Source organism: Streptomyces mirabilis (assembly GCF_039503195.1).
GTDB classification, from domain to species: domain Bacteria; phylum Actinomycetota; class Actinomycetes; order Streptomycetales; family Streptomycetaceae; genus Streptomyces; species Streptomyces mirabilis_D.
In genome coordinates this window covers 2232354-2248196 of the sequence record NZ_JBCJKP010000001.1, presented here as the reverse complement: position 1 = coordinate 2248196, position 15843 = coordinate 2232354, and the positions used below count along the sequence as shown (strand labels likewise).

Here is a 15843-nt window from a genome sequence, read left to right as displayed (position 1 = left end):
CCGGCCGTGACCGACGACCACTGGTACGAGGACGAGACCGGGTCGATGGTGCGGCCCTACACCGTGACCCGGGGCCGGACCCGGCCCTCGGACCGGCACACGATCGATCTGATGTCGCGGGTCACCGCCCTGCGGACGGACGAGGGCAGGCCCGGTGTCGACCACGCCGGCGCCGCCCTGCTGGCCCTGGTGCGCCACGGACCCCGGCCGGTCGTCGAGCTCGCCGCCGACGCCGACCTGCCCCTGACCGTCGTACGCGTGCTGCTCGGCGATCTGGCCGAGGCCGGTCTCGTACGCATCGACGCGCCGCGGCGGCCGGAACCGGGCGGCCCGGCGGCCGATCCCGAGCTGCTGCGCGAGATCGTGGAGCGACTGCGCGCGCTGTGAGAACCGGACGCGGGCCGTGCGGCCGGGACGCTCGGCACGGCGAGGTCGCGACGGCTCGTCACGACGTCTGTGACCTGCGCCTCAGGGGTTTCGGGCGCCGCCCGAGGGCGCGCAACGAATCGCCGCCGGAGGCAGGGCGCACGCAACGATTCGTCCACCGGCGCGCAACGGCTCCTCCTTGTCCCCCCGAGCCCCCCGCCCGTACCGTCTAAGCAGTCCCCGACACCCCTCCGTACCCGTGAGGACCACGCATGCGCACAGCCCTGCTCCAGAGCTCCGGCCGCCCCGGCTCGGTCGTCGAGAACCTGAAGGTCCTCGACGAGGCCGCGGGCCGCGCCGCCGCTGCCGGCGCCGGGCTCGTGGCGGCGCCGGAGATGTTCCTCACCGGGTACGCGATCGGCGACGGCATCGCCCGCCTCGCCGAGCCCGCCGACGGGGACTCCGCCGACGCGGTCGCCGAGATCGCCACCCGCCACGGCGTCGCCGTCGTCTACGGCTACCCCGAGCGCGAGGGCGAGACGGTCTACAACTCCGCTCAGCTCATCTCCGCCGACGGCACCCGTCTCGCGAACTACCGCAAGACCCACCTCTTCGGCTGCTTCGAGCGCGACCACTTCACGCCCGGCGAGCAGCCCGTCGTCCAGGCGGACCTGAACGGCCTCCGCGTCGGCCTCATGATCTGCTACGACGTCGAGTTCCCGGAGAACGTCCGGGCGCACGCCCTCGCCGGCACCGACCTCCTCGTCGTGCCGACCGCGCAGATGCACCCCTTCCAGTTCGTCGCCGAGTCCGTCGTCCCGGTGCGCGCCTTCGAGAACCAGATGTACGTCGCGTACGTCAACCGGGTCGGCCCGGAGGGCGAGTTCGAGTTCGTCGGACTGTCCACGCTGGCCGGTCCCGACGGGATCGCCCGGACCCGGGCCGGACGCGGTGAGGAACTCGTCCTCGCCGACGCCGACCCCGACTTCCTCGCGGCCTCGCGCGAGGCGAACCCGTATCTGAAGGACCGCCGCCCCGGCCTCTACGGGTCGCTCGTCTGACACCCGGCAGCCCCCTCGGCGCCTCCCCTCACCAGCTTTCCCGCAAGGAGTCCGTACCCCATGACGTCCACGGTGCCCACCGCCGTCCAGCACGCCGACGCGCAGCAGCCGCCGATCACCATGTTCGGACCGGACTTCCCGTACGCGTACGACGACTTCCTCGCCCACCCGGCGGGCCTCGGCCAGATACCCGCGACCGAGCACGGCACCGAGGTCGCGGTCATCGGCGGCGGTCTGTCCGGCATCGTGGCCGCCTACGAGCTGATGAAGATGGGCCTCAAGCCCGTCGTCTACGAGGCCGACGAGATCGGCGGTCGCCTGCGGACCGTGGGCTTCGAGGGGTGCGACCCGTCGCTCACCGCCGAGATGGGCGCCATGCGCTTCCCGCCCTCCTCCACCGCCCTCCAGCACTACATCGACCTGGTGGGTCTGGAGACCCGGCTGTTCCCCAACCCGCTCGCGGAGTCCACTCCCTCGACGGTCGTCGACCTCAAGGGCGAGTCGCACTACGCGACCACCGTCGACGACCTGCCGCAGGTCTACCGCGACGTGATGAACGCCTGGAACGCCTGCCTCGAAGAGGGCGCCGACTTCTCCGACATGAACCAGGCCATGCGTGAGCGCGATGTGCCGCGCATCCGCGAGATCTGGGCGAAGCTCGTCGAGAAGCTCGACAACCAGACCTTCTACGGCTTCCTCTGCGACTCGGACTCCTTCAAGTCCTTCCGGCACCGCGAGATCTTCGGCCAGGTCGGCTTCGGCACCGGCGGCTGGGACACCGACTTCCCGAACTCGATCCTGGAGATCCTGCGCGTCGTCTACACCGAGGCCGACGACCACCACCGCGGCATCGTCGGTGGCTCCCAGCAACTGCCGCTGCGCCTGTGGGAGCGCGAGCCGCAGAAGATCGTGCACTGGGCCTACGGCACCTCGCTCGCGAAGCTGCACGACGGCGCCCCGCGTCCGGCCGTGACCCGGCTGCACCGCACGGCGGGCAACCAGATCACGGTGACGGACGCCAACGGTGACATCCGCACCTTCAAGGCGGCGATCTTCACCGCCCAGTCCTGGATGCTGCTCTCCAAGATCGCCTGCGACGACTCGCTCTTCCCGATCGACCACTGGACCGCCATCGAGCGGACCCACTACATGGAGAGCTCCAAGCTCTTCGTGCCGGTCGACCGGCCGTTCTGGCTGGACAAGGCCGTCGACGACAGGGGAAATCCGACGGGCCGTGACGTCATGTCGATGACGCTCACCGACCGCATGACCCGCGGGACCTACCTCCTCGACGAGGGCCCGGACAAGCCCGCCGTCATCTGCCTCTCGTACACGTGGTGCGACGACAGCCTGAAGTGGCTGCCGCTGTCCGCGAACGAGCGGATGGAGGTCATGCTGAAGTCGCTCGGCGAGATCTACCCGAAGGTCGACATCAGGAAGCACATCATCGGCAACCCGGTGACCGTGTCCTGGGAGAACGAGCCCTACTTCATGGGCGCGTTCAAGGCCAACCTGCCCGGCCACTACCGCTACCAGCGCCGCCTGTTCACGCACTTCATGCAGGAAGCGCTGCCCGAGGACAAGCGGGGCATCTTCCTCGCCGGCGACGACATCTCCTGGACGGCCGGCTGGGCCGAGGGTGCCGTGCAGACCGCGCTGAACGCGGTCTGGGGCGTCATGCACCAGCTGGGCGGGGCGACCGACCCGACCAACCCCGGGCCCGGCGACGTCTACGACGAGATCGCGCCGGTGGAACTGCCCGAGGACTAGGACCCGTTCGGGCCGGCCTTCGTGGGGCGGCCGGTCAGATTCCGGCCGCCCGCGCCGCCGCGTACACCTCGGCGGCCAGGTCCTTGAGCTCCTCGGCGTCCCGCGGGCCGTCCTGGAGGTCGACGAAGTACTCGTCGAGGCCGATCTCGGTGTACGGCACCAGGTCCGACACGATCTGGTCGACGTTGCCCTGGAAGGGCTGGCGGTCCGCGCCGTCGTAGGCCTTGGCGGAGTAACGCGTGTTGATCCGCGCCACCGACTGGATCGGCTCGGTGCGCCCGCGCTCGGCCGCGAAGTCCTGCACCTGCCGCCACTGGGCGGCGAGTTGGTCGGCGCCTCCCTGGGCCACGGGCTGCCAGCCGTCGCCGCGGTCCACGAGCCGGGTCAGCGCCTTCTTGCTGAAGGCGGGCAGCAGGATCGGGATCGGCCGGGCCGGCTTCGGGGCGACCACGGCCGACTCGATCCTGGTCAGGCGGCCCTCGTACGACACCGGGTCCGGGCCCCACACCGCGCGGCACACGTCGAGGACCTCGTCCAGGACCTGGCCCCGCTCCTCGAACGGCGCCACGCCCGCCGCCGCGTACTCGTCGAGCGACCAGCCGGTACCGAGGCCCGCCACGACCCGGCCGCCGCTCGCCGCGTCCAGGGTGGCCAGGGCCCTGGCCAGCTGGAACGGGCCGTGCAACGGGGCGACCAGGACGCTGGTGCCCAGCCGCGCCCGCCGCGTGGCCGCCGCGGCGAGCGTCAGGGTCACCAGCGGCTCGGCGACGCCGCGGTACAAGTCGGGCCAGGGCAGGTTCGGGACGCCGTACAGCCCCTGCGTGGCGGGGTCCGGGAACAGGGCGCGCTCGAACACCCACAGACTCTCGTAGCCGATCTCCTCAGCCGTGCGCGCCACGTCCGGGACGTCACGACCGATGTCGAACTGGCGTGTTTGAGGAAGACTCAGACCCAGCCGAGCAGCCATGCTTGTGCTCCTTCGCATTCGGCATTTGAATCGTGAACGTATCGCGTACGAGGGTGAGTTACGTGCCGTACGCGGCGATATGGCCGGATCGGTCCCCCAGGGGCGTGAGCAGCATCCGGCCCGCCAGGCCGACCGCGGCGCCGAGACGGTCGGCGAACTCCTCGGCGAGGTCGGGGAGTCCGCGCAGCGCCCACAGGGCCCGCGCCGCCGACCAGGCCGCGTCGCGGGCCCTCTCCAGGCTCCACGAACCGAGGAGATGGGTGAGCGGATCGGCGATCTGGAGGAGGTCGGGGCCCGGCATCAGATCTTCGCGGACGCGCTCCTCCAGCGAGACGAGGAGGTCACCCACGCGCTCGAACTCGTCCTCCAGATCGGCTGGTTCGCAGCGCAGGGTACGGCAGGTGTCCACGACGGCGAGCGCCAGATCGTGTCCGATGTGCGCATTGATGCCCGCGAGCGCGAACTGCAGCGGGCGTACTCCCGGATGGCGCCGGAACTGGAACAGCGGGCGCCAGCAGGCGGGCGGGGACCCCTCCTCGGCCACGCGCAGATAGCGCTCGGCGAACCGTACATCCAGCGTGACCGCGGCCTCGCCGTCCGGGAATTCCCCCGCGTCCAGGCGCCGTTCCACCTCCTCGGTGACGGTGAGGTAGACGCGGTTGAAGACCGCGATTCCGTCACGCTCCGGCAGGGTCGCCGCCAGGGTGCGCATCCGGGAGGCGATCGCGTCCACGGGGGTGGAGAACTGTTCCAACTGCGTCATGGGGGCAGGTTCCCAGTCCTAGGCTGACCGGAGTCGCCGCCTGGCCGGGCACATCCCCGGAACGGGGGAACACGCCCGTGTCGGGAGGCGCGGATGCGGCCGGGGGCGGCGCAAACGTGATGGGAACCGGGGGGAGCGGTACGTGTCAGGCTTACGTGCGCGGCGCCTGGCCGCACGCAGGGCCGAGCGCAGGCGGGTGGCCCGGCGCGCCGCCATGGTCGCGGCGGCCTCGGTGGTCGTGGCGGTCGGCGGAGTGACGGGGATGATGTCCGCCCTCGACCGCGAGCGCCCCTCCGACGACGCCCGACCGCTGGTGACCCGCTCGCCCGGCCTTCGGCCGCCGCCCGCCGTACCGGCTCCCTCCCCGTCCGGGACCTCCGTCGCGCCGTCCCCGTCCTGGCACTCCCCGTCCCCGAAGCCGAGCCCGACGCCCTCCCCGAGCGGGAAGGAGCCGGCGACCGTGGCCGCCCCCGCCCTGCTCTACAGCCACCCCGACTCCCAGGTCCTGGACTGGGTCGCGTCCCACCCCGGCGACCACCGGCGCGCCGTCATCGAGTCCCGGATCGCCGACCGCCCGGCCGCCGTCTGGTTCGCCGACTTCACCCCCGCCACCATCACCGCGCGGGTCAGGGCGGTGACCGCGGGCGCCGCGGCCGAGGGCCGGGTCCCGGTCGTCGTGCCGTACGCGATCCCGCAGCGCGACTGCGGCGGGGCCTCACAGGGCGGCGCGCCCGACTTCGCCGCGTACGACGGCTGGATCGACGACTTCGCGGCGGGCCTCGGCGACGACGAGGTCATCGTCATCCTGGAGCCCGACTCGGTCGCCCAGGCCGGCTGCCTCCCCGTGACCGACCGGGCCGCCCGCTTCGCCTCGCTGGCCCGCGCCGGCCGCGTCCTCAAGGCCGCCGACCCCCGGGCCCGCGTCTACTACGACGCCGGCCACTCCGCCTGGAACCCGGCCGCCGAGCAGGCCGCGCTCCTCGCACGGGCGGGCGCCGCGTCGGCCGCCTCCTCCGACGGTGTCTTCACCAACGTGTCCAATTTCCACCGTACGAGCGACGAGATCGCGTACGCCCGGCAGGTGCTGTCCGCACTGGGCGGCCCCGCGAGCCTGGGCGCCGTCATCGACACCAGCCGCAACGGCAACGGCGCCCCGGCCGACGGGGAGTGGTGCGATCCGGCGGGCCGGAAGATCGGCCGGGCGCCGACCCTGAACACCGGGGAGGCCAGGATCGACGCCTATCTCTGGGTGAAGCTGCCGGGGGAGTCGGACGGGTGCAAGGGCACGCCGGGGACCTTCTCGGCGGAGTACGCCTATGAGCTGGCGCGCTGATCGTCCGCCTCGTCGTACGAGGACGTGCCGGAGTCCAGCAGCGGCTCATCGGTCGTCAGGTGGGCCGGGGCCATCGCCCGCAGCGCGTGGTAGCCGGTGATCACGACGAGCGTGCCGAGCGCGATGCCGCTGAGTGAGAAGTTGTCCGTGAACTTCAGGGAGACGCCGCCGACGCCGATGATGATGCCCGCGGCGGCCGGCACCAGGTTCAGCGGATTGCGCAGGTCGACCCGGGCGTTGAGCCAGATCTGGGCGCCGAGCAGGCCGATCATGCCGTACAGGATGACGGTGATGCCGCCGAGCACGCCGCCCGGGATCGCGGCCACGATCGCGCCGAACTTGGGGCAGAGGCCGAAGAGGAGGGCGAAGCCCGCGGCGGCCCAGTAGGCGGCCGTGGAGTAGACGCGGGTCGCGGCCATCACGCCGATGTTCTCGGAGTACGTGGTGTTGGGCGGGCCGCCGACCGCCGTGGAGAGCATGGAGGCGACGCCGTCCGCGGAGATCGCGGTGCCCAGCTCGTCGTCCAGCGGATCGCCGGTCATCTCGCCGACGGCCTTGACGTGCCCCGCGTTCTCGGCGACCAGCGCGATCACGACCGGCAGCGCGACGAGGATCGCCGACCACTGGAAGGACGGGCCGTGGAAGGACGGCAGCCCGATCCAGTCCGCCTTGCCGACGCCGGAGAGGTTCAGCCGCCAGTGGTCGGTGAGCTTGCCGCTCGCGTCCACCGAGTGGATCTTTCCGAAGATCCGGTCGAAGACCCAGGAGATCCCGTACCCGAAGAGCAGGCCCAGGAAGATCGCGATCCGTGACCAGAAACCGCGCAGGCAGACGACTGCCAGACCGGTGAGCAGCATGGTGAGCAGCGCCGTCCACTGGTCCTGCGGCCAGTACGTGGACGCCGTCACCGGCGCCAGGTTGAAACCGATCAGCATGACGACGGCGCCCGTCACGATCGGTGGCATCGCGGCATGGATGATCCGCGCCCCGAACCGCTGCACGGCCAGGCCCACCAGGAACAGCGCGACGCCCACGACGAACACCGCGCCCGTCACCGTGGCGCTGGTGCCGCCCTGCGCGCGGATCACCGCGGCGACGCCCACGAAGGAGAGCGAACAGCCGAGGTAGCTGGGCACCCGGCCGCGGGTGGCGAGCAGGAAGATGACCGTCGCGAAGCCGGACATCATGATCGCGAGGTTCGGGTTCAGACCCATGAGCACCGGTGCCACGAACGACGCCCCGAACATCGCCACCACGTGCTGGGCGCCGAGCCCGATCGTGCGCGGCCACGAGAGGCGTTCATCGGGGCGGACAACCGCTCCGGGCGCGGGCGTTCGCCCGTCGCCGTGCAGTTTCCAGCGCACACCGAGGTCCATGGTGGGTTTCGCTTTCTTCGTACGTGAAACTTTGTCCGGACCATTGTCACGGGTACCTGGCGGTTCTACGCTCACACGGTCTTACTCATGAACTGCGTTCATATTTCTGATCGGAGGCTTGATGAGTGCACGACCCCGTCTGGCTGTCCTCCTCGCCGCCGTGGCCACCTTCGCGGCGGTCGTCGTCCCCTCCGCCTCGGCCCACGCGGCGCCGAAGGCCCCCCGGACCGCCGTCCTCGACGGCGCGCGGCTCCAGCAGACCCGGCTCCGCCTCGACCGCGGGGATCCCCAACTGAAGCGCACGCTCGAGGGCTTGACGGCCCGCGCCGACAACTGGCTGCCCCAGGGCCCCTGGACGGTCGTCGACAAGCCCAAGCCCGCCCCCGGCGGCGACGTCCACGACTACCTGAGCCAGGCCCCGTATTGGTGGCCCTCCCAGCCGAAGACCGCCGACAACCCCTGGGGCTGCCCGTACGTCCAGCGCGACGGCCAGCGCAACCCCGAGGTCGACACCGGCACCGACCGCCAGGACGTCGAGAAGGTCTTCGACTCGACGTACGACCTCGCGCTCGCCTGGTACTACACCGGCAGGAAGCAGTACGCCGAGAAGGCCGCCACCGTCCTGCGCACCTGGTTCCTCGCCCCGGCCACCCGGATGAACCCGAACCTCGACCACGGGCAGTTCATCCCCTGCAAGTACGACGGCCGGGCCATCGGCATCATCGACTTCTCGCAGTCCTACACCAGCGTCCTGGACGCGATCGCGATCCTGGAGACGGGCGCCCCCGGCTGGTCGAAGAGCGACCGCACCGCCATGCGCGCCTGGAACACCGACTTCCGCGACTGGCTGGAGAACAGCGCCTTCGGCGGCGAGGAGGGCGCCGCCAAGAACAACCACGGCACCTTCTACGACATGCAGCTCGCCGCCCTGGCGTACGCGACCGGCGACGAGGACCTCGCCCGCCGGACCGTCCTCGGCGCGGAGTCCAAGCGGATCGACCCGCAGGTTTCCGCGGACGGCAGCCAGCCCCAGGAGCTCACCCGCACCCGCAGCTGGCACTACTCGACCTTCGACCTCGTCGCCTACACCCGCCTCGCGGCCATCGGCCGGCACGTCGGCGTGAACCTGTGGCGGTACACGGGGCCGGACGGCCAGACCCTGGCCAAGGCGGTCGACTATCTGCTGCCCGCCGCGACGGGCGCCGCGCCGTGGCCCTACCCGGAGCTGGAGTTCCACCGCTACGCGGCGAGCGACATCGTGCACGCGGCGGCCGACGCGGGGGACCGGGCGGCCCAGGCCGCGGTGCCGAAACTGGAGACACCGCCCGGCGGCGACCTGTGGACACTGCGGCCTGCCGCCGAGCAGCTGGACTCGATCGCCGGCTGACCGGAGGGCATACGCACACCCTGATCAGGGGCTCCTGAGCGGCCGCTTAGGATGGGGGTGTCCCCACCGTCCCCACCGGCACCCTCAGGAGCCCCGCCCGTGACCGCCGAAGCGCCCGCAGCCCCCGCCCTCTCCTACGGGCGGCTCCTCCCCGTCACCGTCCACTTCGACGACCTGGACGCACTCGGCCTGCTCCACAACGCCCGCTACCCGGTCATGGTCGAACGCGCCTGGACCGCCCTGTGGAACGACCAGGGCTTCCTCGCCTTCGAGGGCGACTGGGAGGCGGCGGGCGACTTCTGCAACGCCGTCAAGGAGCTGCGGATCAGCTACGAGGCCCCGATCAACCGCCCCGGCGAGTACGCCGTCCACCTCTGGCTGGAGCGCCTGGGGAACACCGGACTGACGTACGGATTCCGCTTCTGCTCGGCCGGCGGCGCGCTCACGTACGCGCACGGCACGCGGGTCCTCGTCAGGCTCGACGCCGCGACGCTGCGTCCCACGTCCTGGAGCGACCGCTTCAGGGCCGTGGGTCGGGAACTGCTGCGGGCGCGGGACTGACCTTGGGCCGGTCGCGCTCACCCGCGCGCAGCACCCCCGCGAACGCGGCAAGGCCGCACGCCAGCACCGTGACCAGCCCGAACGACACCACCAGGCTCGTCGCCTGCGCCAGCGTGCCGATCGCACTCGGCGCGACCAGGCCGGAGGTGTACGTGATGGTGGCGACGCCCGCGATGGCCTGACTGGGGTTGGGGCCGCTGTGCCCCGCCGCCGCGAAGCAGAGCGGGACGACGACCGCGATGCCGAGACCCATCAGGGCGAAGCCGCTCATCGCCACGGCGGGGTGGTCCGCGACGACGACGAGCAGCCCGCCGAGCACGGCGAGACCGCCGCCGGCCCGCACCGTGCGCACCGCGCCGAACCGATTCACCACCGCGTCGCCGGCGAGCCGGGCCAGCGCCATGGTCAGCATGAACCCGGTCGTCGACGCCGCCGCGAGACCGGCCGAGCTGCCCAGTTCGTCCTTGAGATAGACCGCCGACCAGTCCAGGCTGGCGCCCTCGGAGAACACCGCGCAGAAGCCGATCGCGCCGATGAGCAGGGCGGACTTCGGTGGCAGCGCGAAGCGCGGCGGCGGGGCCTCGTCCTCGGCCGGTCGCAGGTCGAGGACCCACTGGCAGGCGGTGAGACCCAGGACCGTCAGGACCCCGGCCGCCAGTGCGTGGTGCAGGCGCGCATCCGAGCCGAGGTGCGCGGCGAGGGTGCCGCCCGCCGAGCCGACCAGGGCGCCCGCGCTCCACATGCCGTGCAGCCCCGACATGATCGACTTTCCGAGACGGCTCTCGATCTCGACGCCGAGCGCGTTCATGGCCACGTCCGCCATGCCCGCCGACGCGCCGTAGACGAAGAGGGCCGGGCACAGCGTGTAGATGTTCGGCGCGAGGGACGGGAGGATCAGCGACAGCGTCCACAGGGACAGCAGCCCGCGCAGCGCGGTACGGGCGCCGAAGCGGTGGCTGATCCGGCCCGCCAGCGGCATCGCGACGGAGGCCCCGATCGCCGGGAACGCGAGGGCCAGTCCGAGCTGGCCGGTGCTGACGGACGCGTGGTCCTGGATCCAGGGGACACGGGTGGCGAACGAGCCCGTCACCGCTCCGTGCACCGCGAAGACGGCGGCCACGGCGTACCGCGCCCGCTTCACGTCACGCAGGTCGTAGACCATGTAACCCATCTTTCCCGCCCCTCCAGGCTTCGCTCCCCGCGATGCCGCCGTAAACTATCAGGAACCCTGCCTGATAGATAGATGATGTACTGGCCACCGACTGAGCGACTGATCTGGGAGGATCCCGGCATGCCCGCATCACCGAGCACCGCCCGGGCCATCAACGACCGCGTCGCGCTGCGCCTGCTCCAGCAGGAAGGCCCCCTGACGGCAGGGCAGTTGAAGCAGCTCACCGGACTGTCCCGGCCCACCGTCGCCGACCTCGTCGAACGCCTCACGGCCGCCGGACTGATCGAGGTGGTGGGGGAGTCGGGGGAACAGCGCCGCGGCCCCAACGCCCGTCTTCACGGGATCGTCGCCGACCGGGCCCATCTCGCCGCCCTCGACGTCCGCACCGAGGGCGTCTCGGTCGTCGTCTCCGATCTCCTCGGCAGGGAACTGGCCCGGGCGTCGGTGCCGATCGCGGACGACACCGGCACCGGGCCCGCCGTCGAGCAGGCGGTCACGCTGGTCGAACGCGCGGCCAAGGAGGCCGGGGCGGAGCGCCTGCACACGGTCGGCGTCGGAGCCCCCGGTCTCATCGACCCCGCCACCGGCGAACTCCGCGACTCCTCCGGCCTGCCCGAGTGGCACCGCCGCCTGGTCGCCGCCCTCCAGGAACGGCTGCCCGCCCGCGTGATCGTCGAGAACGAGACGAACCTCGCCGCCCTCGCGGAGCAGCGTGACGGCGCCGCCCGCGATCGCGACACGTTCGTCCTGCTCTGGCTCGGCCACGGCACCGGTGCGGCCGTCGTCCTCGACGGCAGACTCCGTCGTGGGGCGTCCGGCGGCACGGGCGAGATCGGCTTCCTGCCGGTACCGGGCACGTCGACGCTGCCCTCGGCGACGGACTGCGAGGGCGGGTTCCACTCCCTGGCGGGGTCCGCCGCGATCGCGGAACTCGCGGCTGGCCACGGGTTGGTGGCGACAGCGGTGTCGCCCGGCGAACCGGAGGCGGCTGCGCTGGTGAGGCAAGCGGTGGCGAACCTTTCCCCTCCCTCCCTCTCCCCTTCCCCTTCGGCTTTCTCCGGAGCCGACCGCTTCCTCTCCGCCCTCGCCGACCGCCTCGCCATCGGCGCGGCGTCCGTGGTGGCCGTTCTCGACCCCGGGTGCGTGGTGCTCGGCGGTGAGGTGGGGCAGGTGGGCGGGGAGGTGCTGGCCGCGCGGGTCGGCGAGCGACTCGCCCTGATGTCCCCGCTGCCGGTCGAGGTACGCGCGAGCGCGCTGGGTGGCGGCGCGGTACTCCGCGGAGCCCTCCTGACCGCCCGAGAATCAGCCCAGGACGACCTCTTCGCGCCGCGCTCCCGGTAACCCGGCCTGAAGACGCGCGCCCCGCGCGAGGGGCGCGGGGAACCGCGCGATCAGCCCCACGCGCCCGCAGCCCAAGACTCCCCGGATGGGGAGACCCGGCGGCGGGGCAAGGGCCTCCGTCACCGCCGCCGGGTCGCTCAAGGGGCGAGTGCGACGCCTCGGCTTCGGCAAACCATTGATCATGGACCTTAAGAGGACTAGACCAAGGTGGTCAATGGGTACGGACCCATGGGCGATCGCGCCAAGCGTGAGGATTCTCGCGGGAGTTGACCTCTCGCGATGCGCCGGAGAAGTCCATCCGGACGACCTGTGAGGCACCCCACAGACGTTCGCCCGCATGGACGTGGATCAGACGTGGCACACTGATGCTGTACCAGAAGCAGCGCACTCCGGGGTCGGTGAAAGTCCGAACCGGCGGTTATAGTCCGCGACCCGGTCGCTTCCAGCGGCCGGTTGACCAGGTGGAATTCCTGGACCGACGGTTAAAGTCCGGATGGGAGGCAGTGCGCGGCGGGCGGGCATTCGTGCGCGCTGCCGTTTGTTTCGGCGCGTCCTTCGGGACGTGTCGCCCCATGCGGCTCGCTCCCGGTGTCGCAGTCCGCTCATTCTGTCGTCATCGACAGGCCCCGGAGTCCGTGCCCCATGAGGCAGGAGGACCCGGGAAGTGTTCACCGGAATCGTCGAAGAGCTGGGTGAGGTCACCGCCGTCGAAATTCTCGACGACGCCTCCCGTTTCCGTCTGCGTGGCCCCGTCGTCACGCAGGGCGCACAGCACGGCGACTCCATCGCCGTGAACGGCGTCTGTCTCACGGTCGTCGAACACGAAGGCGAGGAATTCACCGCCGACGTCATGGCCGAAACCCTGGACCGCTCCAGCCTCGGCGCCCTGACCGTCGGATCCCGCGTCAACCTGGAACGCCCGATGGCCGTGGGCGAGCGCCTCGGCGGCCACATCGTCCAGGGCCACGTCGACGGCACGGGCACGGTCATCGAGCGCAAGCCGTCCGAGAACTGGGAGATCGTGAAGATCTCCCTCCCCGCGGACCTCTCCCGCTACGTGGTCGAGAAGGGCTCCATCACCGTCGACGGCATCAGCCTGACGGTGGTCGACGCGGGCCCGGACTTCTTCACCGTCAGCCTCATCCCCACCACCCTCGACCTGACCACGCTCGGCCGCAAGCAGGCCGGCGACCCGGTCAACCTCGAGGTGGACGTCATCGCCAAGTACGTCGAGCGACTGCTCGGCGCCCGTGGTGAGCAGCCGGTCGCGCTGCCCGACACCCAGGGGAGCGGTCGGTGAACTGGCTGAACTCCGAGGCGTTCACGCTCCTCGGACAGCACATCAAGTGGTCGGACATGATCGGCAACATCATCGGTCTGATCGGCCTCGCACTCGGCTGGCTGCGCTCCATATGGAGCTGGCCCGTACAACTCCTGTCCGGCGTCGTCCTCTTCGCGGCCTTCGCCAGCGGCCATCTCTCCGGCAGCGCCGGAAAGCAGGTCGTGGTCATCGTCGTTGCCCTGTGGGGCTGGTGGCAGTGGAACCGCGGCAGGGCGGAGGGCCGGGGCGGCCACATCTCCGTTCGGTTCGCCACCTGGCGCGAGCGCGCCTACATGGTGGGCGCCGCCGCCGTCGGCACGCTGGCGGTCAGCGGTCTGTTCCACGCGTACCCGACCCTGTCCTGGGACCCCTGGCCGGACGCGTACATCTTCGTCGGCACGATCGTCGCCATGTACGCGCAGGCCCGCGGCATGGTCGAGTTCTGGTTCGCCTGGCTGCTGGTCGACGTGGTGGGCGTCCCGCTCAACTTCGCCAACGGCTACGCCTTCTCCGGTTTCGTCTACGTCGTCTACGGCGCGCTCGTCCTGTCGGGCATGCGCGACTGGTGGCTGCGCTCCCGCAAGGCCGGGCAGCCCGTCCTGGAAGGAGCCCCCGCATGACCACGGCACCCGTTTGGTACAGCACGGGGCACGATGAAGATGCTTCGGACTTCGCGCTCGACCCGGTCGAGAAGGCCATCGCCGACATCGCGGCGGGCCGACCGATCGTGGTCGTCGACGACGAGGACCGGGAGAACGAGGGCGACCTCGTCATCGCCGCCGAGAAGGCGACCCCCGAGATCATCGCCTTCATGATGAGCGAGTGCCGTGGGCTGATCTGCGCGCCCATGGAGGGCGACGAACTCGACCGCCTCCAGCTCCCCCAAATGGTCGAGAACAACACCGAGTCGATGAAGACCGCGTTCACCGTCTCGGTGGACGCCTCCGCCGCCCACGGCGTGTCCACCGGCATCTCCGCGGCCGACCGCGCCACCACACTGCGGCTGCTGGCCGGCGGCGCGGCCGAGGCGGGCGACTTCGTGCGCCCCGGCCACATCTTCCCGCTGCGCGCCAAGCCCGGCGGTGTCCTCGTCCGCAACGGCCACACCGAGGCCGCCGTCGACCTCGCCCGGCTCGCGGGACTGCGCCCGGCCGGCGCGATCGTCGAGATCGCCGGGGAGGACGGACGCATGCTCCGTCTGCCCGAGCTGATCCCGTTCGCCCGCAAGCACGGTCTGACGATCATCTCCATCGAGGACCTGATCGCCTACCGCCGTACCGCGGAGCCCACCGTCCGCCGCGAGGCCAAGACGCAACTGCCCACCACCTTCGGCGAGTTCACGGCGTACGGCTACCGCTCCACCGTCGACGGCGTCGAGCACGTCGCCCTGGTGCACGGCGAGATCGGCGACGGCGACGACGTCCTCGTCCGAGTCCACTCCGAGTGCCTGACCGGCGACATCTTCCACTCGCTGCGCTGCGACTGCGGTCCCCAGCTCCAGACCTCCATGGAGCGCGTCCAGGCCGAGGGCCGGGGCGTCGTGGTCTACCTGCGTGGGCACGAGGGGCGCGGCATCGGCCTGTTGTCCAAGCTGCGCGCCTACGAGCTCCAGGAGCGCGGCCGCGACACCCTCGACGCCAACCTGGAACTCGGCCTGCCCGCCGACGCCCGGGACTACGGCGCGAGCGCGCAGATCCTTCAGGACCTCGGCGTCCACAGCCTGCGCCTGCTGACCAACAACCCCGACAAGACCGACGCCCTGGTCCGGCACGGCCTCAAGGTCACGCGCCGGGAGCCGATGCCCGTACAGGCGGGCGAGCACAACCTCCGCTACCTGCGCACCAAGCGGGACCGGATGGGTCACGACCTGCCCTGGCTCGACACGGCCACCGTGTCCGCCTGCGGCAACCAGTAACAAGAAAGCACTGAGGAGAGACGTGAGCGGCAAGGGTGCACCTGAACTGTCCGTACGCAACTGCGGCGACCTGCGGGTCGCGGTCATCGCGGCACAGTGGCACGAAAAGGTGATGGACGGCCTCGTCAACGGCGCGCTGCGCGCCCTGCACGAGCTCGGGATCGACGAGCCGACCCTGCTCAGGGTCCCCGGCAGCTTCGAGCTGCCGGTCGTCGCCAAGGTCCTCGCGGGCCGCGGCTACGACGCGATCGTCGCGCTCGGCGTCGTCATCCGCGGCGGTACCCCGCATTTCGAATACGTGTGCCAGGGTGTCACCCAGGGCCTCACCCAGGTCTCCATCGACACCGGCGTCCCCATCGGCTTCGGCGTGCTGACCTGCGACACCGAGGAGCAGGCTCTCGACCGTGCGGGCATCGAGGGCTCCAACGAGGACAAGGGACACGAGGCGGTGACGGCCGCCGTGGCGACCGCGGCCACACTGCGCTCAGTATCCGAACCCTGGCACTGAGGC

15 protein-coding genes and 1 riboswitch are annotated in these 15843 nt (G+C 71.3%); of the genes, 11 read left to right on the top strand and 4 right to left on the bottom strand.

All coding sequences use genetic code 11. The annotated features are described in order from the left end of the window. Positions 1-6 precede the first annotated feature (6 nt). The 3 genes from AAFF41_RS10825 to AAFF41_RS10815 all read left to right on the top strand — a co-directional run bounded on the left by AAFF41_RS10825 (position 7) and on the right by AAFF41_RS10815 (position 3197). Complete coding sequence (locus AAFF41_RS10825; RefSeq protein ID WP_225900247.1) at positions 7-387, top strand: DUF742 domain-containing protein; 381 nt, start codon at positions 7-9, stop codon at positions 385-387. A gap of 251 nt (positions 388-638) precedes the next feature. Then, positions 639-1427: a carbon-nitrogen hydrolase family protein gene (locus AAFF41_RS10820; protein ID WP_343323899.1), complete on the top strand. Its 789-nt coding sequence runs from the start codon at positions 639-641 to the stop codon at positions 1425-1427. Between the two features lie 60 nt (positions 1428-1487). Beyond that, on the top strand, positions 1488-3197 hold the full coding sequence (locus AAFF41_RS10815; protein WP_343323898.1) for a flavin monoamine oxidase family protein: 1710 nt from the start codon (positions 1488-1490) through the stop codon (positions 3195-3197). A gap of 34 nt (positions 3198-3231) precedes the next feature. On the opposite strand, the gene AAFF41_RS10810 is transcribed toward AAFF41_RS10815, so the two are convergent. Continuing rightward, a complete protein-coding gene (locus AAFF41_RS10810; protein WP_343323897.1) occupies positions 3232-4164 on the bottom strand; it encodes a TIGR03619 family F420-dependent LLM class oxidoreductase in 933 nt (310 codons plus the stop codon). A gap of 58 nt (positions 4165-4222) precedes the next feature. After that, positions 4223-4927 (bottom strand): DUF5995 family protein, encoded by a 705-nt coding sequence (locus tag AAFF41_RS10805; RefSeq protein WP_343323896.1) that lies wholly within the window; start codon positions 4925-4927, stop codon positions 4223-4225. A 214-nt stretch (positions 4928-5141) separates the two neighbouring features. Between AAFF41_RS10805 and AAFF41_RS10800 the strand changes: the two genes are divergently transcribed. Beyond that, positions 5142-6260, top strand: a complete 1119-nt coding sequence (locus AAFF41_RS10800; protein WP_319745313.1) for a glycoside hydrolase family 6 protein — start codon at positions 5142-5144, stop codon at positions 6258-6260. Here AAFF41_RS10800 and AAFF41_RS10795 read toward each other — a convergent pair. After that, complete coding sequence (locus AAFF41_RS10795) at positions 6242-7636, bottom strand: uracil-xanthine permease family protein (protein WP_319745183.1); 1395 nt, start codon at positions 7634-7636, stop codon at positions 6242-6244. The two genes, AAFF41_RS10800 and AAFF41_RS10795, sit on opposite strands and share 19 nt — an antisense overlap. A gap of 121 nt (positions 7637-7757) precedes the next feature. Between AAFF41_RS10795 and AAFF41_RS10790 the strand changes: the two genes are divergently transcribed. Then, positions 7758-9023: an alginate lyase family protein gene (locus tag AAFF41_RS10790; protein WP_319745185.1), complete on the top strand. Its 1266-nt coding sequence runs from the start codon at positions 7758-7760 to the stop codon at positions 9021-9023. A 99-nt stretch (positions 9024-9122) separates the two neighbouring features. After that, entirely contained in the window at positions 9123-9584 is a 462-nt protein-coding gene (locus tag AAFF41_RS10785) for an acyl-CoA thioesterase (RefSeq protein WP_343323895.1), read from the top strand. On the opposite strand, the gene AAFF41_RS10780 is transcribed toward AAFF41_RS10785, so the two are convergent. Further along, complete coding sequence (locus AAFF41_RS10780) at positions 9544-10755, bottom strand: MFS transporter (RefSeq protein WP_343323894.1); 1212 nt, start codon at positions 10753-10755, stop codon at positions 9544-9546. The two genes, AAFF41_RS10785 and AAFF41_RS10780, sit on opposite strands and share 41 nt — an antisense overlap. Positions 10756-10875: 120 nt before the next feature. Here AAFF41_RS10780 and AAFF41_RS10775 point away from each other — a divergent pair, with 120 nt between their 5' ends. The 5 genes from AAFF41_RS10775 (at position 10876) to ribH (ending at position 15840) form a co-directional block, all read left to right on the top strand. Further along, positions 10876-12096: an ROK family transcriptional regulator gene (locus AAFF41_RS10775; RefSeq protein ID WP_319745191.1), complete on the top strand. Its 1221-nt coding sequence runs from the start codon at positions 10876-10878 to the stop codon at positions 12094-12096. A gap of 380 nt (positions 12097-12476) precedes the next feature. After that, positions 12477-12607: riboswitch (FMN riboswitch) on the top strand. Between the two features lie 153 nt (positions 12608-12760). Next, positions 12761-13396: a riboflavin synthase gene (locus tag AAFF41_RS10770; protein ID WP_343323893.1), complete on the top strand. Its 636-nt coding sequence runs from the start codon at positions 12761-12763 to the stop codon at positions 13394-13396. Then, positions 13393-14037: a nicotinamide riboside transporter PnuC gene (gene pnuC, locus AAFF41_RS10765; RefSeq protein WP_319745196.1), complete on the top strand. Its 645-nt coding sequence runs from the start codon at positions 13393-13395 to the stop codon at positions 14035-14037. Before AAFF41_RS10770 ends, pnuC begins: the two co-directional genes overlap by 4 nt. Next, positions 14034-15332, top strand: coding sequence for a bifunctional 3,4-dihydroxy-2-butanone-4-phosphate synthase/GTP cyclohydrolase II (locus tag AAFF41_RS10760; protein ID WP_343323892.1), 1299 nt, complete (start codon positions 14034-14036; stop codon positions 15330-15332). Before pnuC ends, AAFF41_RS10760 begins: the two co-directional genes overlap by 4 nt. 22 nt (positions 15333-15354) lie before the next feature. Beyond that, positions 15355-15840, top strand: a complete 486-nt coding sequence (gene ribH / locus AAFF41_RS10755; protein ID WP_067366149.1) for a 6,7-dimethyl-8-ribityllumazine synthase — start codon at positions 15355-15357, stop codon at positions 15838-15840. Positions 15841-15843: the final 3 nt, after the last annotated feature.